General features: G+C 73.7%; 21 protein-coding genes. 14 read left to right on the top strand and 7 right to left on the bottom strand.

Going from position 1 to position 20,516, the window contains the following annotated elements; genetic code table 11:
• Nucleotides 1-96 precede the first annotated feature (96 nt).
• The gene (locus ACFO9I_RS08775; protein ID WP_379179862.1) at nucleotides 97-393 is read left to right on the top strand and encodes a DUF4193 family protein; all 297 of its coding nucleotides are present in this window, start codon (nucleotides 97-99) and stop codon (nucleotides 391-393) included.
• Nucleotides 394-396: 3 nt separating this feature from the next.
• On the opposite strand, the gene arr is transcribed toward ACFO9I_RS08775, so the two are convergent.
• Entirely contained in the window at nucleotides 397-813 is a 417-nt protein-coding gene (gene arr, locus ACFO9I_RS08770) for an NAD(+)--rifampin ADP-ribosyltransferase (RefSeq protein ID WP_379179860.1), read from the bottom strand.
• A gap of 72 nt (nucleotides 814-885) precedes the next feature.
• Between arr and ACFO9I_RS08765 the strand changes: the two genes are divergently transcribed.
• The 3 genes from ACFO9I_RS08765 to ACFO9I_RS08755 all read left to right on the top strand — a co-directional run bounded on the left by ACFO9I_RS08765 (nucleotide 886) and on the right by ACFO9I_RS08755 (nucleotide 2,949).
• Nucleotides 886-1,449: a hypothetical protein gene (locus ACFO9I_RS08765; RefSeq protein ID WP_379179859.1), complete on the top strand. Its 564-nt coding sequence runs from the start codon at nucleotides 886-888 to the stop codon at nucleotides 1,447-1,449.
• Nucleotides 1,450-1,630: 181 nt separating this feature from the next.
• Nucleotides 1,631-2,617, top strand: a complete 987-nt coding sequence (locus tag ACFO9I_RS08760) for a fumarylacetoacetate hydrolase family protein (RefSeq protein WP_379179857.1) — start codon at nucleotides 1,631-1,633, stop codon at nucleotides 2,615-2,617.
• A 173-nt stretch (nucleotides 2,618-2,790) separates the two neighbouring features.
• On the top strand, nucleotides 2,791-2,949 hold the full coding sequence (locus ACFO9I_RS08755) for a hypothetical protein (protein ID WP_379179855.1): 159 nt from the start codon (nucleotides 2,791-2,793) through the stop codon (nucleotides 2,947-2,949).
• A 9-nt stretch (nucleotides 2,950-2,958) separates the two neighbouring features.
• Here ACFO9I_RS08755 and ACFO9I_RS08750 read toward each other — a convergent pair whose 3' ends face one another.
• On the bottom strand, nucleotides 2,959-3,999 hold the full coding sequence (locus tag ACFO9I_RS08750) for a PP2C family protein-serine/threonine phosphatase (RefSeq protein ID WP_379179853.1): 1,041 nt from the start codon (nucleotides 3,997-3,999) through the stop codon (nucleotides 2,959-2,961).
• Nucleotides 4,000-4,396: 397 nt separating this feature from the next.
• Here ACFO9I_RS08750 and ACFO9I_RS08745 point away from each other — a divergent pair, with 397 nt between their 5' ends.
• The 8 genes from ACFO9I_RS08745 to ACFO9I_RS08710 all read left to right on the top strand — a co-directional run bounded on the left by ACFO9I_RS08745 (nucleotide 4,397) and on the right by ACFO9I_RS08710 (nucleotide 11,763).
• Nucleotides 4,397-4,681, top strand: coding sequence for a DUF2218 domain-containing protein (locus tag ACFO9I_RS08745; RefSeq protein WP_379179851.1), 285 nt, complete (start codon nucleotides 4,397-4,399; stop codon nucleotides 4,679-4,681).
• A gap of 81 nt (nucleotides 4,682-4,762) precedes the next feature.
• Entirely contained in the window at nucleotides 4,763-5,152 is a 390-nt protein-coding gene (locus ACFO9I_RS08740) for a phage holin family protein (protein ID WP_379179849.1), read from the top strand.
• A gap of 45 nt (nucleotides 5,153-5,197) precedes the next feature.
• On the top strand, nucleotides 5,198-5,944 hold the full coding sequence (locus ACFO9I_RS08735; RefSeq protein ID WP_379179847.1) for an ABC transporter permease: 747 nt from the start codon (nucleotides 5,198-5,200) through the stop codon (nucleotides 5,942-5,944).
• Nucleotides 5,945-5,990: 46 nt separating this feature from the next.
• Nucleotides 5,991-7,640: a phospholipase D family protein gene (locus ACFO9I_RS08730; RefSeq protein WP_379179845.1), complete on the top strand. Its 1,650-nt coding sequence runs from the start codon at nucleotides 5,991-5,993 to the stop codon at nucleotides 7,638-7,640.
• A gap of 119 nt (nucleotides 7,641-7,759) precedes the next feature.
• Nucleotides 7,760-8,872 (top strand): glycerophosphodiester phosphodiesterase, encoded by a 1,113-nt coding sequence (locus ACFO9I_RS08725; RefSeq protein WP_379179843.1) that lies wholly within the window; start codon nucleotides 7,760-7,762, stop codon nucleotides 8,870-8,872.
• 67 nt (nucleotides 8,873-8,939) lie between these two features.
• A complete protein-coding gene (locus tag ACFO9I_RS08720) occupies nucleotides 8,940-9,734 on the top strand; it encodes a crotonase/enoyl-CoA hydratase family protein (protein WP_379179841.1) in 795 nt (264 codons plus the stop codon).
• Complete coding sequence (locus tag ACFO9I_RS08715) at nucleotides 9,731-11,302, top strand: hypothetical protein (RefSeq protein WP_379179839.1); 1,572 nt, start codon at nucleotides 9,731-9,733, stop codon at nucleotides 11,300-11,302. Before ACFO9I_RS08720 ends, ACFO9I_RS08715 begins: the two co-directional genes overlap by 4 nt.
• Before the next feature lie 119 nt (nucleotides 11,303-11,421).
• Complete coding sequence (locus ACFO9I_RS08710; RefSeq protein WP_379179837.1) at nucleotides 11,422-11,763, top strand: hypothetical protein; 342 nt, start codon at nucleotides 11,422-11,424, stop codon at nucleotides 11,761-11,763.
• Between the two features lie 6 nt (nucleotides 11,764-11,769).
• On the opposite strand, the gene ACFO9I_RS08705 is transcribed toward ACFO9I_RS08710, so the two are convergent.
• The 3 genes from ACFO9I_RS08705 to ACFO9I_RS08695 form a co-directional block, all read right to left on the bottom strand.
• Entirely contained in the window at nucleotides 11,770-12,714 is a 945-nt protein-coding gene (locus ACFO9I_RS08705) for an oxidoreductase (protein WP_379179835.1), read from the bottom strand.
• Nucleotides 12,711-13,526: a maleylpyruvate isomerase family mycothiol-dependent enzyme gene (locus ACFO9I_RS08700; protein WP_379179833.1), complete on the bottom strand. Its 816-nt coding sequence runs from the start codon at nucleotides 13,524-13,526 to the stop codon at nucleotides 12,711-12,713. Before ACFO9I_RS08700 ends, ACFO9I_RS08705 begins: the two co-directional genes overlap by 4 nt.
• 275 nt (nucleotides 13,527-13,801) lie before the next feature.
• Complete coding sequence (locus ACFO9I_RS08695; protein WP_379179831.1) at nucleotides 13,802-14,740, bottom strand: acetoacetate decarboxylase family protein; 939 nt, start codon at nucleotides 14,738-14,740, stop codon at nucleotides 13,802-13,804.
• Between the two features lie 112 nt (nucleotides 14,741-14,852).
• Here ACFO9I_RS08695 and ACFO9I_RS08690 point away from each other — a divergent pair, with 112 nt between their 5' ends.
• The gene (locus ACFO9I_RS08690) at nucleotides 14,853-16,616 is read left to right on the top strand and encodes an NHL domain-containing thioredoxin family protein (protein ID WP_379179829.1); all 1,764 of its coding nucleotides are present in this window, start codon (nucleotides 14,853-14,855) and stop codon (nucleotides 16,614-16,616) included.
• Nucleotides 16,617-16,748: 132 nt separating this feature from the next.
• Here the strand turns inward: ACFO9I_RS08690 and ACFO9I_RS08685 are convergent, their stop codons facing one another.
• Both ACFO9I_RS08685 and ACFO9I_RS08680 read right to left on the bottom strand, forming a co-directional pair.
• Nucleotides 16,749-17,351 carry a LysE/ArgO family amino acid transporter gene (locus ACFO9I_RS08685; protein ID WP_379179827.1) on the bottom strand — a complete coding sequence of 201 codons (603 nt, stop codon included), beginning with the start codon at nucleotides 17,349-17,351 and terminating at the stop codon, nucleotides 16,749-16,751.
• Between the two features lie 23 nt (nucleotides 17,352-17,374).
• Complete coding sequence (locus ACFO9I_RS08680; RefSeq protein WP_379179825.1) at nucleotides 17,375-17,581, bottom strand: DUF6458 family protein; 207 nt, start codon at nucleotides 17,579-17,581, stop codon at nucleotides 17,375-17,377.
• Between the two features lie 176 nt (nucleotides 17,582-17,757).
• Here ACFO9I_RS08680 and ACFO9I_RS08675 point away from each other — a divergent pair, with 176 nt between their 5' ends.
• Entirely contained in the window at nucleotides 17,758-20,508 is a 2,751-nt protein-coding gene (locus ACFO9I_RS08675; protein WP_379179823.1) for a cation-translocating P-type ATPase, read from the top strand.
• The last annotated feature ends 8 nt before the right edge of the window (nucleotides 20,509-20,516 follow it).

Raw genomic sequence — 20,516 nt, 5'->3', positions numbered from 1 at the left:
TCCCCCCGGTGCCGCCGCCCCCCGGCGACGTCGCCGTTGCGGGCCGCGACGACGTCCGGGGCTAGCATTCGCGCTCCGCCCCGAGAGGACCCCCACATGGCCACCGACTACGACGCCTCCCGCAAGACCGAAGAAGAACAGAAGGAAGAGAGCCTGGAGGCCCGCCGCCTCACCTCGGGCGACCAGGACAAGACCTCCGGCAAGGTCGACGAGGACGAGACCGAGCTGGCCGAGTCGTTCGAGCTGCCCGGTGCGGACCTCTCCCACGAGACCCTCTCCGTCGAGGTCACCCCCAAGCAGAGCGACGAGTTCACCTGCACTGCCTGCTTCCTCGTCCAGCACGAGTCCCGGCGGTCCTCGCCGGGCGTCGACCTCTGCGGCGACTGCGCCTGACGATCAGTTGATGATCTCGCCGCGCTCGTCTGCGCGGAGCACTGCCAGCCGCTCGCGCCAGGCCTGGAGCGCCTCGGGGGTCAGGCGCGTCCAGTCGGCCACCTCGCCGACGACCCGGAGCGGCTCCCTGCTGCGGTAGGACCGCGTGGGGTTGCCGGGGAACTTCTTGTCGGTCACGTTCGGGTCGTCCTCGAACGCGCCGGTCGGCTCGACGGCGTACACGCGCGGAGCGCCCTCGCCCTCCGCGAGCTCGGCGGCCAGCCCCGCGCCGTCACGCAGCGCCGTGAAGTACACGTGGTTCATCACGACCTCCGGTCGGTAGTTCGACCGGTAGCCCGCGGTCAGGAGGTCCCCCACCCGCAGGTCGGCCCTGGTGCCGTGGAAGAACGGCCCCTCGTCCAGCACGTCGCGCACCGCCACAGCCTAGGTCCCCTGCCCGTCGGCGGGGCGCGGAGAGGCGTTCGACCGCGCAGGCGTGCGACCGTGTCGCCCATGACTCGGTACGTCGACCACGCCGCTGACGGGACCCCGGTCGGCCGGTGCATCGTCCTCCCCGGCAGCAGGTACTCCCCTGACGGCCCGTTGCTCTTCTTCGCCACCCAGGTGGCCCTCGGCAGGGGCTGGGACGTGCGCCAGGTCTGGTGGGACGTGCCGCAGCTCGACAGCGACGCCGAGGAGGTCGCCTGGGTGGGATCCGAGCTGGAGGCGGCGGTCGACGGCCACGAAGGTCGCGTCCTCGTCGTCGCGAAGTCCCTCGGAACGCTGGCCGCCCCCGTCGCCGCCGCGCGCGGCTACGACGCGGCGTGGCTCACGCCGCTCCTCACCGAGCCCGACGTCGCCGAGCCGCTGCGGTCCTACCCCGCTGCGCAGCTCGTCGTCATCGGCTCCGGCGACCCCTTCCTCGACCAGGACGTGCTCGACGCGCTCCCGGGTGAGCACCTGGTCGTCCCCGGCGACCACGTCCTGCGGGTGCCCGGCGACGCGGCGGCCATGGTCGCCAGCCACGACCGCTTCGTCCGGTGCTTCGACGCCTGGCTGGCCACGGTGCACCCGTAGGGAGGCAGCCCGCCCGGCCGGGCATCATCGACGTCTCCGATGCCGGGCATGTCCACGTCGGAGTTCCCCGGACCCGACCGGAGCCACATGCTGGTCGTCCACCGGGCGCCGGCGTGCGCCGGGACCCGACCGTGGAGGGCGTGACGATGACCGACACCCGACGCCAGGCGGAGTTCGTCGCATGAAGCTCGCCACCTACCTCGACGGCACCGGTGTGACGCGCGTCGGCGTGGTCGGGGACCACCTGGTGCACCCCTTCCCGGACGGCCTGACGATGAGGGACGTCATCGATCGAGGTCTGGTCGAGGCGGTGGAGCTCGGCGCCGACGCCCTGGACTCCGAAGGAACGCCGCTGGCGTCGGTGCGTCTCCTGGCACCGCTCTCGCCGACCACGATGCGCGACTTCGTCGCCTTCGAGGAGCACGTCGAGGGCGTGCGCCGCAGCATCGACGGCGTCCCGGGAGTCGCGGAGGCGTGGTACGACGCGCCCACCTTCTACTTCACCACCCCGCACACGGTGCTCGGGCCGGGGGACGCGGTGCCCTTCCCGGCCGCCTGCGTGGCCCGGGACTTCGAGCTCGAGGTCGCGGTGGTGGTCGGTCGCGAAGGACGGTCGCTGTCGGTCGAGGAGGCCGCGGACCACGTCTTCGGGTACACGATCCTCAACGACTGGTCGGCGCGCGACCTGCAGCGCCGCGAGATGCAGGTCGGCCTCGGGCCGGCCAAGGGCAAGGACTTCGCCAACACCCTGGGCCCCTGGATCGTCACCCGCGACGAGCTCGAGCCGCTCCGTGACGCCGACGGGTTCCTGGACCTGTGGTGCACGGTCTCGGTCAACGACGTCGAGGTCGGTCACGACCTCCTCTCCAACATGGGCTGGACGTTCGAGGCGATGATCGCCTACGCCTCGCGTGACAGCCGGGTGCTGCCGGGCGACGTGCTCGGCTCCGGCACCACCGGCAACGGCGGCTGCCTCGCCGAGCTCTGGGGCCGGCGGGGCGCCCAGGACCCGCCGCCGCTCCGGCCGGGCGACGTCGTGACCGTGGCCGTCGAGGGGATCGGGTCGGTCACCAACACCGTGGCCGTGGCTGCGGCGGCGCCCGCCCTGCCCGGCGTACGCCGCCGCTCCGCGCAGCACGCACGGTCGCGGAGGACCGCTGGTTTGTGAACCGGCCGGGGAGAGTCCGGCCGGAGACCAATCCGGCGCCCCGGTCTGCTCCGAAGCGCAGGGTGCCGGGGCCGTCCAGCAGCGTGGCGGCCCCGGCTCGCCGCGTCGTACGCCGGCGGACGGCGGGTGCGTGAGAAGGTCGGAGCATCGAGCGCCGACAGGGAGGACGACCGATGTCCGGGTACTACTCGTGCATGGCGTGCGGGTACGAGTTCGACCCCATCGCCACCCGCTGGTTCTGCCCGCACTGCAAGTTCAAGGCGAACTGCTGCGAGGGCGAGGCACTGGCGCCTGTGAAGGTGCCGGAGAGCACGGAGACGGCCACCGGCTGACCGCCGTCCTCAGGTGGTGCGGTGCTCGACGAGCACCAGCGCGAGGTCGTCGGTGATCTGCCGGCCGGTGTGCGCGACGAGCCGGTCGAGCAGCCGGTCGAGCGCCTCGTCCAGGCTGCCGGCCCGCAGCAGCGGAGCGTTCTCGCCGAGCGGGAAGAACGTGCCGCGCCGGTCGCGCGCCTCGACGAGGCCGTCGGTGTAGATGAGCATCCGGGAGCCGTCCGGCCAGCCGGACGTGACCGAGGTGGGCACGGGACCCAGGCCCAGCGGCGGCTCCGGGGTGCCGGTCGGCACCACCTCCGCCCCCGAGTCCCCGGTCACCAGCAGCGGCGGGTGGTGGCCGCAGTTGACCATCGTCACCGTGTGGTCGTCGTGGAACTCCGCGAGCACGGCGGTCACGAAGTCCTCGTCGCCGGCGACCGCCTGCACGACCGCGTCGAGGTCTCTCGCGATGTCCGCGAGCCTCTCCTGGGTGAACGCCGAGCGCCGGAAGGCGCCGAGCACCGTGCCGGCCAGCTGGACGGCATCGAGGCCCTTGCCCCGCACGTCGCCGACGATGACGCGGACGCCGTACGGGCTCTCGGCCACCTCGTAGAGGTCGCCGCCGACGAGCGCCTCCCGGGTGGCGGAGACGTAGCGTGCCGCGAACCCGAGCGAGCCGACCGCGCTGGGCATGGCCCGGAGCACGGCCCGCTGCGCGGTCTCGGCGATCACGGTCATCCGGCGCAGGTCGTGCTCGCGGCGGACCCGGATGGTGGCGATGACGACGGCGAGGGCGCCGACGATGAAGGTCAGGACCAGCCGGATGTCCCAGTCGAGGCTGGCGAAGTTGTCGTTCCAGATCCACGAGACGCTGGAGAGGGCGAACGCGAGCACCGCCATCACGGCGGTCCGTCGCACGGTGGTCACGGCCCCGGTGATCAGCGCCGCGAGCGCGTAGGACCCGCTCAGCACCGTCCCGGGCAGGACGATGTCGAGAGCGAGCAGGACCACCAGCACGAGCAGGGCGCCCACGAGCGCGACGTTCTGCTGCCGCTCGCCTGCGCTCATGCCTCGTCTCCTCGGTCGGGTCACGCCCGATGAAGAGCGGTCGTCCCGAGCCTAGCCGCCGGTCACCCCTGCGCGGAGCCCTCGGCCCCACTCTGAGGTGCCGGACGCGACCAGGATGGGGAGGCTTCCCGATGTCCCCGGGGCCCCCTTAGGGCGAGCGTGGGGGACATGAATCCCTTCTCTGCGAACCCGTCCCTCTCCATCACCTACGCACGGCACACGGTCGACGACCGCGTCCGGACCGCCGAGGAGGTCCGGCGCTCCCGTCGCACACCACGGTCGCTGGGCCCTGTTGCTCGCCGGCGGCGCGGTGCATGATTCGTCATCGAACCGAGAGCGTGACGGCATGCGTGACGCGCCGGTGGGTACAGATCGACGGCACATGAGGGGGCACCAGATGACGACCGTCAACGGGAGCATGGCGACCGAAAGACCGGAGCGCTACGCCAAGCAGCTCGTCAACCACTGGTCCGAGCGCGGACCGGTCTCGACCGAGGACGGCGCCACCGTCCAGCGCTGGAACACCGGGCAGGTGCTCGTCCTCACGCCGGTCGACGGCGCCCTCGAGGTGGAGCTGAGCGTCCCCGACGGCGACGACGCCGCGCGGTTCGCGCAGGTCGTCAAGGACCACCTCGAGCGGTTCGGCCAGCGCGAGGAGCTGAACGTCGTCTGGCACCTGTGAGTCGGCACCGGTAGTCAGGCCCCCGGCCCTGCGGGACCTTGGGCACTGTCACTCGGCTCCAGGGGCTCGTACGGTCCGGGCATGATCAGACTGCTCATCGGCGCGGGGATCAGGCTGCTCGCCAATGCCGTGGGGCTCGTCGTCGCTGCGGTCGTGCTCGACGACATGACGATCACCGGGGCCGCGTTCGTCGTCGCCGTGCTGATCTTCACCGTCGTCGAGGTGCTCGTCGACCCCCTCCTCACCAGGATCGCCCTCACCAGCGTCCCCGCGCTCCGCGGCGGCGTCGCGCTGGTCACGACGTTCGTCGGGCTGGCCATCACCGCGGCCGTCTCCGACGGGCTCTCCATCAGCGGGGCCACGACCTGGGTCCTCGCCACCCTGATCGTGTGGCTCGCCGCCCTGCTCGCCGCGTTGATCCTGCCCCTCGTCCTGGTCAAGAAGGCCGTCGACAACCGTCAGTCGGCGTAGGGCACCACGCCGGTCACCGCCACCGGCGCGGGGCACAATGCCCCGGTGAGCTCCGTCGCCGACTACGCCTGGTTCGGGGCCGGGCTGTTCGCGATGACCGGTCTCACGCTCGTCGTCGCCCGCTGGGCCGGGGTCGGGCTCGGCCTGCTCCCGCTCTCCTCGATCGCGCGCGCGGCGGTCCAGCTCACCGTGGTCGCGCTGCTGCTGCGCGGCATCCTCAGCGTGCCGTGGACGGTGGCCGGGTTCGTGCTGCTGATGCTCAGCACCGCCTCGTGGACCGCCGCCGGCCGGCTCCGCGACCTGTGGCACGGCCGGCGTACGGCGCTCCTCGGCGTGCTGGCCGGGGCGCTGCTCACCCTGGTCGTCGTCTTCGGGCTCCGGCTGGTGGACCTCCAGGTGCGCTACCTGGTGGCCGTGGGGGGCATCGTCATCGGGAACTCGATGACCGCCGCCACCCTCGCCGGCCGCAACTTCCTGCGCGGCTCCCGCGCCCGCCGCGACGAGGTCGAGGCGTGGCTCTCCCTCGGTGCCACCCCGGCGCAGGCCCACGAGGCGATCGGGCGGGAGGCGGTGCGCGAGTCGCTGCTGCCCACGCTCGACCAGACCCGCTCCACCGGCCTGGTCACGCTGCCGGGCGCCTTCGTCGGTGCCCTCTTCGGTGGCGCGAGCCCCGCCACCGCGGCCCAGTTCCAGCTGGTCGTGCTGGCCGGCATCGCGCTGACGATGACCGTGACCGGCGTCGTGGTGACCCGCCTCGCCGGGCGCACGCCGTACGTCGTCGCCGGCGGTTGAGCCGCCCGCAGGTGTGGCGGCGCGAGCCGTCGGGCAGGGTGGGTGGGTGCCGGACCCCCGAGAACTGACGCAGGACCCCACGCCGGATCCCACCGACTGGCTGCTCACGCAGCCCGAGCGTGGCAACCCCGAGACGCGGCTGGACGACCAGCACCCGGGAGAACGGGCCTGGTCGGAGGGCAACCTGGTCCGCCCGCTCGTCCACGGTGCGACGTACTTCGCCGAGCTCTTCGAGCGGATCGAGGCCACCCGGGCGGGCGACCTCATCCTCTTCACCGACTGGCAGGGCGACGCCGACGAGCGGCTGACCGGCGAGCCGGGCAGCGAGGTCGCCGAGGTGCTGGCCCGCGTCGACGAGCGCGGCGTGGACGTGCGCGGCCTGGTGTGGCGCTCGCACGCGGAGGCGTTCGGCTTCACGTCGGGGCAGAACCGGCTGCTCGGCCGCCGGCTGCAGCAGCGGGGCGCCGAGGCGCTCCTGGACATGCGGGTGCGCCTGGGCGGGTCCCACCACCAGAAGATGCTGGTGATCCGGCACCGCGACGACCCGTCCCGCGACGTCGCCTACGTGGGGGGCATCGACCTGTGCCACTCGCGCCGCGACGACGCCGACCACCACGGCGACCCCCAGGCGATGGACCTCGCCGAGGAGTACGGCGACACCCCGCCCTGGCACGACATCCAGGCCGCCATCAGCGGGCCGGCCGTCCACGACGTCGAGACCGTCTTCCGCGAGCGCTGGCTGGACCCGACCCCGTTGAGCCGCAGCCCGCTGCGCTACCTCAAGGACCGGGTCGCCCGCATGGACCTCGACCCGGACCCGCTGCCGGAGCAGGCACCCCCGCCGCCCCCCGTCGACGGCGGAACCCATGCCGTCCAGCTGCTGCGGACCTACCCCGACCTGCGCCTGGACCGCGACTACCCGTTCGCCAACGGCGGGGAGCGCAGCGTGGCGCGCGGCTACACCAAGGCGCTGTCCCGGGCCCGGCGGCTGGTCTACGTCGAGGACCAGTACCTCTGGGGCCACCACGTCGGCGACGTCTTCACCCAGGCGCTCCGGGACCATCCCGACCTGCACGTCGTCGCGGTCGTGCCGCAGCACCCCGACCGGGACGGCGCGGTCACCCGCACCCCGCAGCTGCTGGGACGGCGCCGGGCGATGCTCGAGATGATGTCGGTGGCGCCCGACCGGGTCGCGGTCTACGGGATCGAGAACCACGCCGGCACCCCGGTCTACGTGCACGCCAAGTGCTGCGTGGTCGACGACACGTGGGCGACGATCGGCTCGGACAACTTCAACCGGCGCTCGTGGACCCACGACTCCGAGCTGTCCGCGGTCGTGGTCGACCAGGGGGAGGACCCGCACGCCTATGCCCGTCGGCTGCGGCTGACGCTGGCCGCCGAGCACCTCGACCGGCCGGTCGCCGCGAGTGGTGAGCTGCCGGACGGTGAGCTGCTGGACGTGATGGGCGACTGCGTGTCGCCCGAGGGGTTCTTCACGGCGTACGCCGAGGCAGCGGCCGCGCTCGACGCCTGGCACGAGGGCGGCCGGGTCGGCCCGCGGCCCCCGGGGCGCCTGCGCCGGCTCGAGCCGCCGGAGCTCGGACGGCTGACCCGGGCCCTGGCGCTCCCGGTCTACCTGACCGTGCACGACCCCGACGGCCGACCGCGCTCGCTGCGCCGACGCGACGCCTTCTGACCCGTGCGGTCCCGGGTGCGCCCCAGCGCACCCTGAGCCGCACGACGCTCGCCGGGGGGACATCCGCGGTTCACGCACCCATCGACTCCGGGTCATCTCTCCCCGATGGGGTCGGGGCCATGACATCTCGGACCGTTCTCCCCGTCCTCGCCGGCCTGCTCGCCGCCGGCCTCCCGCTGACCACCGCCGCCGGCGCCCACGCCGACACCCCGAAGGCGCACGACCGCGCCGTGAGCACCCCGATCGTGGTCGCGCACCGCGGCGCCTCCGGCTATCGTCCCGAGCACACGCTGGCGGCCTACAAGCTGGCGATCGACCTCGGCGCCGACTACATCGAGCCCGACCTGGTGTCCACCAAGGACGGCGTCCTCGTCGCCCGCCACGAGAACGACCTGACCGGGACCACCGACGTCGCCGACCACCCCGAGTTCGCCGACCGGAAGACCACCAGGACCATCGACGGCAAGCAGGTCACCGGCTGGTTCAGCGAGGACTTCACGCTCGCCGAGCTCAAGACGCTGCGCGCCGTGGAGCGGCTGCCCCAGGTGCGCCCGGGCAACACGCGGTACGACGGCCGCTACGAGGTGCCCACCTTCGCCGAGGTCCTGGCACTGGTGCAGCGTGAGGAGAGGCGCACCGGCCGCACCATTGGGGTCGCCCCGGAGACCAAGCACCCGTCGTACTTCGACTCGATCGGTCTCTCCCTCGAGGAGCCGATGCTGCGCACGCTGAAGCGGTTCCACCTCGACAACCGCAACGACGAGGTGCTGATCCAGTCCTTCGAGATCGGCAACCTCGAGCAGCTGGACACGATGACCGACCTGCCGCTCGAGCAGCTCACCGACGCCACCGGCGGCCCGGCCGACCAGCCGGGCACGACGTACGCCGACATGGTCACCCCCACGGGCCTGAGGAAGATCTCGGCGTACGCCGACTGGGTCGGACCGAACAAGGACCAGGTCCTCCCGCGCGACCCGGCGACCGGCGCGACGGGGGAGCCCAGCGCCCTGGTCGACGACGCGCACGACGCGGGGCTCGAGGTGGTCATCTACACGCTGCGCGACGAGAACCAGTTCATGGCCACCAACTTCCGTCGTGGCACCGATCCGAACGCCAAGGGCGACATCCGCGCCGAGATCACCGCGTTCCTCGACGCGGGGGTGGACGGGCTGTTCGCCGACTACACCGACTCGGCGGTGGACGCGCGGGACGCCTGGCTCTCTGGAGTGTGATCGGGTCGTGTGCCCCAGAACGCGCGATAGCGCGTCGTGGGGCACACGACCCTCCTAGGCTGCTGCCATGAGCACGGTGACCTGCACGGTGGAGGACGGCGTCGCCCAGGTCCGGCTGGCCCGACCCGACAAGCTCAACGCGCTGACCCTCGACACGCTCGACGACCTCGTCGCCACCGCCCACCGGCTGCGCCGGGACCGGACACTGCGCGCGGCCGTGCTCGCCGGGGAGGGCGACGCGTTCTGCGCCGGCCTCGACTTCGCCACGGTGCTCAAGGAGCCCGCCCGCATCGTGACCAGCTTCGTGCCGCGGCCCTGGCGCGGGACCAACACGTTCCAGGAGGCCTGCTGGGCCTGGCGCCGGCTGCCGGTCCCGGTCGTCGCCGCGGTGCACGGCCACTGCTTGGGTGGCGGCCTCCAGATCGCGCTGGCCGCGGACTTCCGGTTCGCGACCCCCGACTCGCGGTGGTCGGTGCTCGAGGGCAAGTGGGGGATCATCCCGGACATGTCGGGCATCCGCAGCCTGGCGCAGCTGGTCGGCATCGACACGGCCAAGCGGCTGACCATGACCGCGGAGACGGTCACCGGGGAGCAGGCGGCGGAGCTGGGCCTGGTCACCGGGCTCGCCGACGACCCGCTCGAGGCGGCGGCCGAGCTCGTCGCCCGGTTGCGGGAGCGCTCGCCCGACCAGCTCGCGGCCGCCAAGCGGCTCTTCGACGACACCTGGACGGCGAGCCCGCGGCGTACCTTCGCCCGCGAGCGCGTCGAGCAGGCGCGCCTCCTGGTCGCCCGCAACACGAAGGTCGCCCGCGAGGCAGCGTTCCGCAAGCTCGTGCCGGAGTTCGGGCCCAGGGGTCGATGAGGTTCCAGCGCACGCTCGCCCTGCTCGGGGTGGGCCTCCTCTGGCTCGCGATCGGGCCGTGGGTGGTGCCGGCGGCGCTGGCGACGCTGCTCGTCCCGGGGGTGCGGGCGTGGCTGCGCCCCACCTGGCGGGTCGTCGCCGCCGTCGGCGCCGCCGTGCTCGCCCTGACCGGGCTGGTGGTGCTGGTGCCTGATGGCTGGCTGCCGATGCCGCCGGGGCCCGGAGCGCTCGTCACGCCGGGGTACGTCGGCCGCCCGGCCGCCGTCCGCCCGCTGCAGGTGGACGTCCCGCAGCACCCGCACCTCGCGCCTGTCGGTCGGGGGTCGGTGCGCGGCGACGCGGGTGGCAGCGGCACCTTCCCGTGGGCGGGGCCGCTGGGGGAGTCGCCCGAGGTCGACACGTCGTGGCTCGGCCTCGAGGAGTGCCCGGGCCTCGCGGCGGACTCCCACGACCGGCTCGTCGCGCTGTGCAGCGACCGCAACGGGCCGGTCCTGCACGTGATCGACCCCGACTCGATGAACCCGGTCGCGACCAAGCAGCTGCCCGCCGGGAAGGCGCCGGACGACCGCTGCGCCCGCGACTTCCACCTCGACGAGGAGGACCGCGTGGTCCTCGCGACCCGGGACCGGCGGGTGCTGGTCGTCGCGACCGCCGACGCCGACGGCGACCCGGACCTGACCACCGAGGCGAGCTACGACCTCTCCGACCGGGTGCCCGACGACGACTGCCTGGTCGGGCTGCTGCCGGACTGGGACGGCTCCCTGTGGTGGTCGACCAGGCAGGGCCGGGTCGGCACCGTCGACCCCGCGTCCGGACACACCCGCTCGCTGGACCTGGGGCAGCGGATCACCACCCCCTTCGCGGTCGGCCGCACGGGGGCCTACGTGGTGACCGACGAGGCGCTGTACCGGTTGGTCGCAGACCCCTCCGGGCGCCCCCGGGTGGCGTGGCAGACGGCGTACGACCGCGGCAGCGAGCAGAAGTCCGGGCAGCCCAGCCAGGGCAGCGGCAGCTCGCCGACGCTGCTGCCGGGTGGGCTGGTCGCGATCACCGACAACGCCGACCCGCGGATGCACGTGCAGTTCTACGACACCGGTTCCGGTGACCTGGTGTGCGAGGCGGCGGTGTTCGGCGACGACGAGAGCGCCACCGGCAGCTCGCTGGTCTCGGTCGGCACCGGTGTGGTGGTCGAGAACAACCACGGGTACGGCGGGCCGCTGAGCACCGTGCTCGGCCGGACCAGCGACGGCGGGATCGCCCGGGTCGACGTGGTCGGGGGGACGTGCACAGTGCGCTGGACCTCCGACCAGGTCGCCCCGTCCTCGGCCCCGAGGCTGTCGCTCGCGACCGGGCTGCTCTACGCCTGGACCAAGCCGCACAGCTGGTGGGGCGCGGACGCGTGGTACCTCACCGCCCTCGACGTCCGCACCGGGCGCAGGGTCTTCGCGGTGCGCACCGGCCTGGGGATGCTCCGCAACGACGACCACGCCGCGATCACGCTCACCCGCGACGGCTCGGCGTACGTCGGCACCCGCGGTGGGCTGGTCCGGGTCCGCGACCGCTCCTGACCCCGGCTCCCAAGTCTCCTCCAAGCCGGTGCCATCTCGGCTCCATGCCGTCTCCATGTGCCCGGTGATGACCTCGTCCTGCCACCCCGACCGGGGCAGGCGGAGCCGAGGAGGACGTCATGTTCGCGGATGCGACGGGGAGCGCGTGGTCACTCGTGGTGCGGCGCACGGTGGGCAACCTCGTGCTGGCCACGCTGGGGCTGGGGGCCTGGTCGGTCACGGTCGCCGCGGGTGACCAGGCCACGGTCGGCGCCGTGCGCCCCGACCTCGCCCGGCCCACCCGGGCGGCGGTGCTCGTCGAGCGGCACGCCTGCTGGACGGGTGCGGCGCCGCACGGCGTGGTCCCGACCAGGGCGGTGGTGACCAGGCCCGGAGAGCGGGCGCGGATCGTGCCGGCCCGGGTCGGGTTCGACATCTGGCTCGACGGGAGGCCCGGGGTGCTGCACGCGTTCTGCCGGTGACCGCCCTCAGGGGTAGCGGATCCCCGTCGTCTCCTCGCTGATCTCCCACAGCCGGCGCTGGGCCACCTCGTCGCGAGCGAGCTTCGTGCTGCCCACCACGGTCGGCAGGCCCCGCTGCTCGGCCCACCCGCTCGGACCGCAGTACGTCGAGCCCGGCAGGTCGGCGGTGGCCGCCATCAGCGTCGGCCAGGCGCCCATCCCGGCCGGCTGCGCGACGGCCCGCACGGCCGCGTCGAGGATGGAGGCGACCCGGCCGTCGGTCCGGCCGTACCTCCCGTTGACCACCAGGCGCGTGCCCGCGAACCCGGGGTGCGCGGCCAGCGCCTTGACGGGCAGCTCGGCGCGACGGGCGCGCCGGTCCAGCTCGTGGGTGAACAGCAGGTTGGCCAGCTTGGTCCGGGCGTACGCCGGCCAGCGCGCGTAGCGGGAGCCGTCGCGCTGCCGCGGGTCCTCCAGCGGCGCCGACCGGGCCGTCCGGTGCATCAGCGAGCTCACCGTCACCACGGTGGCCGCCTCGCTCGCGACCAGCTGCGGCAGCAGCAGGCCGGTCAGCAGGAACGGCCCGAAGTGGTTGGTCGCCATCTGCAGCTCGAGGCCGTCGACGGTGCGGTGGTACGGCGTGGCCATCACGCCCGCGTTGTTGACGAGCACGTCGATCGGGCCGAGACCGACCGCCTCCTCGGCGGCCCGGCGTACCGACGAGAGGTCGGCCAGGTCGACCTGCAGCTGGTCGAGCTCCGCGGCGTGGACCTCCTCGCGGATCGCCTTCTCGGTCTCCGAGAGCCGCTCCGGCGTCCGCCCGGCGAGCACGACCCGCGCGCCGCGGCGGGCCAGCTCGAGCGCCGTGTGGTGGCCGAGCCCGCCGAGGGTCGTGCCGGTCACCAGCACCGTGCGTCCGGCCTGGTCGGGGATGTCCTCGATCCGCCAGAGGTCGGCGGCCGCCCGGGTCACGGGGTGACCGCGAACGCGTCGAGGACCCGGCGGCCGAGCTCCCGGTCCCCGGTCACCTCGACCGAGCCCGGGTCCGGGGCGCACCGCCCACCCGCCAGCACGATGAACGCCTCGCGCTCCAGCCGCAGCCGCACGGTCGGGTCGGTCGGGACGGTCGGGAGCGGCGCACCCCGGCCGGCGTCGTCGACGACGAACGCGACCGGCTCCTGGCCGCCCACCTCCAGCACGGCGGTGGTGCCGGCCGGTGCCCCGGCCCGCTTGGCGAGGACGAAGCCGAGGCTCTCGGCGAGGTACGCCGCGGTGTGCCGCGCGCCGGCGGAGTCCATGCCGCCCGGCAGGTCGACGGCGCGGCGGATGTCCTGCTCGTGCATCCACAGGTCGAGGGGACGGTTGCGCAGCAGCCGCTCCCAGTCCCACGGCACGCCGCCGAAGATCCGCTCGGGCTTCGCAGTGGCGTCGGTCGGCGGGTCGGCCAGCAGCGCGGTGTGGCGCGCGGTGGCCGCCTCGCGGATCTCGTTGATCAGCTCGTCGGGCGTGCGGTCCCGGCGGGCGACCACGCCCTGCTCGGTGTAGAGCCCCATCAGGCCCGTCACGTGCTCGGGCTCACCGACCTCGACGGTCTCCTCCGGCGCTCCGGCCAGCACCGCCTCGAGGTGGGCGATGTGCGCGGCCACGGCGTGCACGTCCCACCCGGCCAGGTCGGTCGGCGCGTGCCACTGCTCCGCCGGGACCTGCTCGAGCAGGTCGAGGAAGTCGTTGACCGCCTGCCACCACACGTCGACGTACCCGGCCAGTCGTTCCCGATCGGTCATGGGCGGCAGCCTAGAGGGCGCCCGTGCACGGCCGGGCACCCGCCGAGTCCCGAGCGCGTGCGGCTACTCGCGGCCGCTCTTCTTCGCCAACGTGACCAGGACGAAGGAGAGCAGGGCGACGATGGCGACGATGATGATGAGGGCCTTCATCTCCACACCGTTGCCGACACGCACCGATCCTGCCTCGTCCGCTGTGGAGGATGCGCGACCGTCCTTGGGTGGCAGCCTGGAGGGCGGGCGGTGGCCGGACGCCGAGCCGGGTCGCTCAGGGCCACTCACCCGACGTGCAGGACCCCACCGGCGGGTGCGTACTGGTCGATCGGCCCGGTGCCGATGTAGTCGACCGTCAGGCGGCCGCGGTCCCGCTCGCGCCCCGGATGGCCGGGGTGGGCACGCGCGCTGCCCACGGGCACACCGGCCGGCAGCACCATCCGCAGACCGAGGTAGGTCGCCGCGGCGACCGGCTCGGGTCGGACCCGGAGACGACGGAGCCGCTCCGCGACCGGGTGGTCGCCCAGCCGCAGCTCGGCGTCGGGGCGCAGCTTGCGACCCCGGCAGTGGCCCACCATCGGGACCTCGGTCTCCAGGAGCCGGTTGTCGAGCGAGGAGTACATCAACCACGGTCGGCGCACCCGCACCACCCGTCCGGCCGGACGGACGCGCAGGTCGAGGATGGGCGTGCCCTCCTCCGAGAGCGACACGGCCTGCTCCCCGGGGCCGTCCCGGAAGTCCATGTCGGCCACGAACTTCGGGAACCCGAACACCTCGCGACCGAGGTCACGCGCCTCGGCCGTGGTCACCGGCAGGTCGAGCACGAAGCCGCCGAACCTGACCCGGTCCGACGCCGCCATGGCCACGCCGCGGGGCCACCGGTGCCTGCTCACCAGCGCCGAGATCCCGACCTCGCCGTACGGCGCCAGCCTCGCTGGCCGGCCGTCCACGACTCCGGTCACCTCGTCGTACCGGAGCGCCACGACCTGCACCGCCGCGCTGCCGTCGAACCAGCGCACCGGTTCGACCTCGCGCGAGGGCAGCTCGTCACGCACGGCGGCGTGGTCGGCGAGGTGGACGGAGTAGAAGCAGGTGATCCGGTGGTAGAACGCCGGCATCTCGAACAGGCGGCCCCCGACCGCTCGCTGCGGCCGCGGACCGGACCAGTCGTAGAAGTCCCCTCGGTCGGGCCCGTGCCGGGCGTGTTCCTCCGGTGTGGCCATCGTGGTCCCTCCCTCGGTCGCCTCCTCAGGCTCCGCCGCCCTCGATACCGCCCTGCAGGGCCGTTGGTCACCGGGGTGCCGGGCACTTGGGGCGGCGCGCGAGAATGGGCCGGTGCGTGTACGTGCCCCCGAGCTCGCCGGCCGCGGCTGGCTGAACACCGACGGCCCCCTGTCCCTGACCGACCTGCGCGGGCGCTTCGTGCTGCTCGACTTCTGGACCTTCTGCTGCATCAACTGCCTGCACGTCCTCGACGAGCTGCGCCCCGTGGAGGAGAAGTACGCCGACGAGCTGGTCGTCATCGGCGTCCACTCGCCGAAGTTCGTCCACGAGGCCGACCCGGTCGCGCTGGCGCAGGCCGTCGAGCGCTACGGCGTCCACCACCCCGTCCTCGACGACCCCGAGCTGGTCACCTGGCAGGCCTACACCGCCCGCGCCTGGCCGACTCTCGTGCTCGTCGACCCCGAGGGCTACGTCGTCGCGCAGTACGCCGGCGAGGGCCACGCGCACGCGATCGACGCGCTGCTGGGCGACCTGGTCGAGGAGCACCGCGCGAAGGGGACGCTGCAGCCCGGCGACTCGCCGTACGTCCCGCCGACGGTCGAGCCCACCGACCTGCGCTTCCCGGCCAAGGCGGTCCGCCTCGACGACGGCCGCGTGCTGGTCGCCGACGCCGGTCACGACGAGGTGGTCGAGCTCGCTGCGGACGAGGCCGGCGACGACCGGGTGCTGCGCCGGTTCGCCGGCTTCCGCGAGCCGAACGGCCTCTGCCTGCTGCCCCCGGACGTCGCCGCCGAGGTGGGGTACGACGTGGTGGTCGCCGACACCGTCCACCACCAGCTGCGTGGCATCGCCCTGGACGAGGGCGAGGTGAGCGTGCTCGCCGGCGACGGGACCCAGTGGATGCAGGGCGACGGCACCGACCGGCTCTCCAGCCCGTGGGACGTCGCCTGGTGGCAGGACCGGGTCTGGGTGGCGATGGCCGGCATCCACCAGCTCTGGACGTTCGACCCGCGCACCGGCGAGGTCGCCGTCGCGGCCGGCACCACCAACGAGGGCCTGCTCGACGGCCCCGCGCCCGGGGCGTGGTTCGCGCAGACCTCCGGCCTGGCACCGGACGGTGACCGGCTCTGGATCGCCGACAGCGAGACGTCGTCGCTGCGGTGGGTGGACGGCTCCTCGTCGAGCGGGCCGGTGGAGATCCGCACCGCGGTCGGCTCCGGCCTCTTCGAGTTCGGGTTCCGCGACGGCGCGGCCGACCAGGCGCTGCTCCAGCACCCGCTCGGCGTGACCGTGCTGCCGGACGGCAGCGTCGCGGTCTGCGACACCTACAACGGTGCCGTCCGTCGCTTCGACCCCGCCACGGCCACCATGTCCACGCTGGCGACCGGGCTGGCCGAGCCCAGCGGCGCGCTCGTGGCCGGCGAGCACCTCCTCGTCGTCGAGTCGGGCGCCCACCGGCTGACCCGGGTCGCGCTCGGGGCGGCGGCCACCACGACCGACGGGTTCGCGCACACGACCCAGCGGCCGGTCACCGAGGTCGCAGCCGCCCTCGAGCTGGTGGTGTCCTTCGAGCCGCCCCCGGGTCAGAAGGTCGACGACCGGTTCGGCCCGCCGTCGCAGCTGGTCGTCGAGGCCACCCCGCCCGCGCTGATCCGCGACGGCGCCGGTCTCGGCACCGACCTGACCCGCACGATCACCCTCGACCCGGGCGTCGGGGAGGGCGTCCTCCACATCGCCGCCCGCGCCGCCTCGTGCGACGAGGACGGCGGCGAGGGCGCGGCCTGCCGGATGCACCAGCAGGACTGGGGCGTGCCGGTGCGGATCGGCACCGGCGGCGAGGCCGCGCTGGTCCTCCCGCTCGGCGGCGCCGGCTGACCCGTCGAGTCGGCGCAAGTGCCGGCCCGAAACCGGTCGAGTCGGCGCAAGTGCCGGCCCGGAAGCGGTCGAGTCGGCGCAAGTGCCGGCCCGATCGGCGAGTCTGCGCCGACTCGGCGTCGAGGGTCGGGATCAGCCGAGGGCCAGGCGTACGGCGATCGCCAGCATCACCAGCCCGATCGCCACGTCGAGCACCTGCCAGGCCCGCGGCCGGGCGAGCAGCCGCGAGGCGAGCCGGGCGCCGTACCCCAGCCCGGTGAACCACGCCGCGCTCGCCAGGCAGGCGCCGAGCGCGAACCACCACCGACCCGTCGAGCCCTCGTGGTTGGCGATCGAGCCGAGCAGCAGCACCGTGTCGAGGTAGACGTGCGGGTTGAGCCAGGTGAGCGCGAACGCGCGGCCGAGCGCACCCCGCCGCGAGGTGGTGCCGGCGCCGGAGGCCCGCAGTGATTCCGTACGCCGGGCCCGCAGCAGCGAGCCCACGCCGTACCACCCCAGGAAGGCCACGCCGAGCCAGCGCACGACCGTGATCGCCCACGGCGCCTGCTCCACGATCGTCCCGATCCCGGCCACGCCGGCGACGATCAGCACCACGTCGGACACCGTGCAGACGAGCACCACCAGGCCGACGTGCTCGCGGGCGAGCCCCTGGCGCAGCACGTAGGCGTTCTGCGCACCGATCGCGACGATCAGGGACAGGCCGGTGAGCAGTCCGGTCAGGGTCGCGTCGAGCACCACGCCACGCTAGGGCCTCGCGCTCAGCTGTAGTGACGCTCCTCGACGTGCGTCCGGGACCGGCGCTGCGCGACCAGCGGCAGCAGCAGCCCGAGGACGCCGACGACGACGCAGATCCAGCCCACGGTGGTGGTGGCGACGACGTCGTCGACCGACCGGGGCAGGTCGACGGCTCCGGTCACGAGGACCAGCCCGACGACGAGCAGGATGATGCCGGCTCCGAAACCCATGACTGTCTCCTGGTTCGTGACGGCCGACGGGGGTGCGGCCACCGTGGCCGGAGTCTGCCCGCGTCCCGGCAGCGGGAAACGCCTCCCGCGCCGCCGCCGTGCCGGCTGACCTTCGACCCTGCCACGGCACGACGCGACCCGGTCTGCTGTAGCCACCGACGTGGAGAGGGGACCGGGTGAGCGAGACGCCGCACCGGATCGACCCCGAGGAGGCGCTGGACCGGCTGCTGCGCGACCTGCGCAGCCACCGCGAGGGGCTGACCGGTCGCGAGGCCGCCCGTCGCCTCGAGGTGAGCGGGCCCAACGAGCTGGTACGCCGGCACGGGCGGACCTGGCCCGGGCAGCTGGGCCGTCAGCTGGTGCACCCGCTGGCGCTGCTGCTGTGGGCGGCGGCGGTCCTCGCCTGGGTCGGCGGCACACCGCCGCTGGCCCTGGCGATCGTGTTCGTGGTGGTGATCAACGCGCTCTTCGCGTTCGTCCAGGAGCGGCACGCCGAGCAGGCGGTCGAGGCCCTGACGGCGTACCTGCCGCCCCAGGCGACCGTGCGCCGCGACGGCGAGGTGTGCACGGTCGACGCTCGCGACCTGGTGCCGGGGGACGTCATCGTGATCGCCGAGGGTGACCGGGTGTCGGCGGACGCCCGGCTGCTGTCGGGATCCGTGGAGATGGACATCTCGACCCTGACCGGGGAGTCGATGCCGGTGCTGCGCGCACCGCTGCCCGGATTCCACCACGGACCGCTGCTGGAGGCCGCCGACATCGTCTTCAGCGGGACCAGCTGCACCGAGGGAGAAGCGACCGGGGTCGTCTTCGCGACCGGGATGAGCACCGAGCTCGGGCGGATCGCCGCGTTGTCCCAGCGCAGCGAGTACCAGGAGAGCCCGCTCGAGAAGCAGGTGAAGCGGGTCGCCCGCCTGATCGCCCTGGTTGCCCTCGGCCTGGGACTGGGCTTCATCCCCCTCGGGACGCTGCTGGCCGGCCTCAGCCTCCAGGACGCCGTCAACTTCGCGATCGGCCTGCTCGTGGCCAACGTGCCCGAGGGACTGCTGCCCACGATCACCCTGGCGCTCGCACTCGGCGTCCGGGTGCTCGCCCGGGAGGGAGCCCTGGTCAAGCGGATCTCCGCGGTGGAGACCCTCGGCTCGACCAGCGTGATCTGCACCGACAAGACCGGCACGCTGACGCTCAACAGCATGCGGACCGTGCGGGTCTGGACGGCCGGGGGCGAGCTCGACCTGCTCGGCAGGCACTCCACCACCCCGTCCGCGCTGCTGCGCCGACTGGCGAGCGCCGGCAGCGCCTGCAACAACGCGCGCTGGGACCCCGCCGACCCGGAGCGGAAGCAGGGGGACCCGACCGAGCTGGCCCTGCTCTACCTCGCCGCCGACGTGGGCGCGCCGTCGAGCGTCGACCATCCCACCCGGCGCGTCCAGTTCCACTTCGACCCCGTGCTGCGGCGGATGTCGACGGTCGACCTCGTCGACGGCCGGATGCTGCTGCGGTCCAAGGGCGCCCCCGAGGAGCTCCTGCCACGGTGCACGCGGATGGCGACCGAGACCGGGGAGACCGAGCTCGACGAGGCGCGCCGTCGCGAGGTGGCCGCGCTGACCGACCGCTGGGCCGAGCACGGCCTGCGCGTGCTGGCCCTGGCCGAGCGGACGCTCCCGGGCACGGACGCCCGCGGCCTGTCCCGCGAGGAGGCCGAGACCGGGTTGACGTTGCTGGGCCTGGTCGCCATGGTCGACCCGCCGCGCAAGGAGGTGCGCGACGCCGTGGCACGGTGCCACACCGCCGGCATCCGCCTGTTGGTCGTCACCGGCGACCACGGCCTCACCGCGAGAGCGATCGCGCAGCAGGTCGGCATCGGTGACGAGCACACCCGGGTGGTCACCGGTGCCGAGCTCGAGCTGATGCCCGAGGCCGACCTCGACGCGCTGCTGGCCGGGAACCGCGAGCTGGTCTTCGCCCGGAGCTCCCCGGAGGCGAAGCTGCGGATCGCCGACGCCCTGCAGCACCAGGGCCACGTGGTGGCGATGACAGGTGACGGCGTGAACGACGCGCCGGCGCTGCGCAAGGCGGGCATCGGGGTGGCCATGGGTCGGTCGGGCACCGACGTCGCCCGCGAGGCCGCGACCATGGTGCTCACCGACGACAACTTCGCGACGATCGTGACCGCGGTCGAGGCGGGGCGTCGGGTCTACGACGACGTCCGCAAGTTCATCGTCTACATCTTCGCGCACGCCACCCCGGAGGCGGTGCCCTTCCTGCTCTACGCCCTCTCGGGTGGGCAGGTCCCGCTGCCGCTCACGGTGATGCAGATCCTCGCGATCGACCTGGGTACCGAGACGCTGCCGGCGCTGGCCCTGGGCCGGGAGCCGGCGGAGCCGGGCATCATGCGCCGCCCTCCGCGTCGCCGGGGCCAGGGAGTCATCGACGGCCCGATGCTGTTCCGTGCGTGGGGCCTGATGGGTGGGGTCTCGGCTGCGCTGGTGCTGCTGCTGTTCCTCGCCACCCTCGTGCAGGGCGGCTGGAGCCTCGGTGACGACGTCTCGTCGGGTCCGCTGCACCACGTGTGGGTCCAGGCCACCACGATGAGCTTCCTCGGGATCGTCGCCTGCCAGATCGGGACGGCCGTCGCCTCCCGCACCGAGCACGCCTCCCTGTGGCAGATCGGGCTGCTCAGCAATCCCCTGCTGCTGTGGGGCATCGCCTTCGAGGTGGCCTTCGCCGCCTGCGTGGTCCTGGTGCCGTGGCTGCAGCCGATCTTCGGCACCACCGCCCCGCAGGCGTGGCAGGTCGTCGCGCTGCTGCCGCTGCCGGTCCTGGTGTGGGGAGCCGACGAGCTCTGGCGCCGGTCCCGCCGGCGTCCGGCCCCGGACACGACTCGACCCGCCCGGTCCTTGGGACGCGAGCGGGTCGAGGCGTGAGGTGTCAG

The organism is Nocardioides sp. GCM10023255 (genome assembly GCF_042653125.1).
GTDB lineage: Bacteria > Actinomycetota > Actinomycetes > Propionibacteriales > Nocardioidaceae > Nocardioides.
The sequence above is the reverse complement of the archived record's forward strand: the minus strand, read 5'-3'. Positions and strand labels throughout refer to the sequence as shown.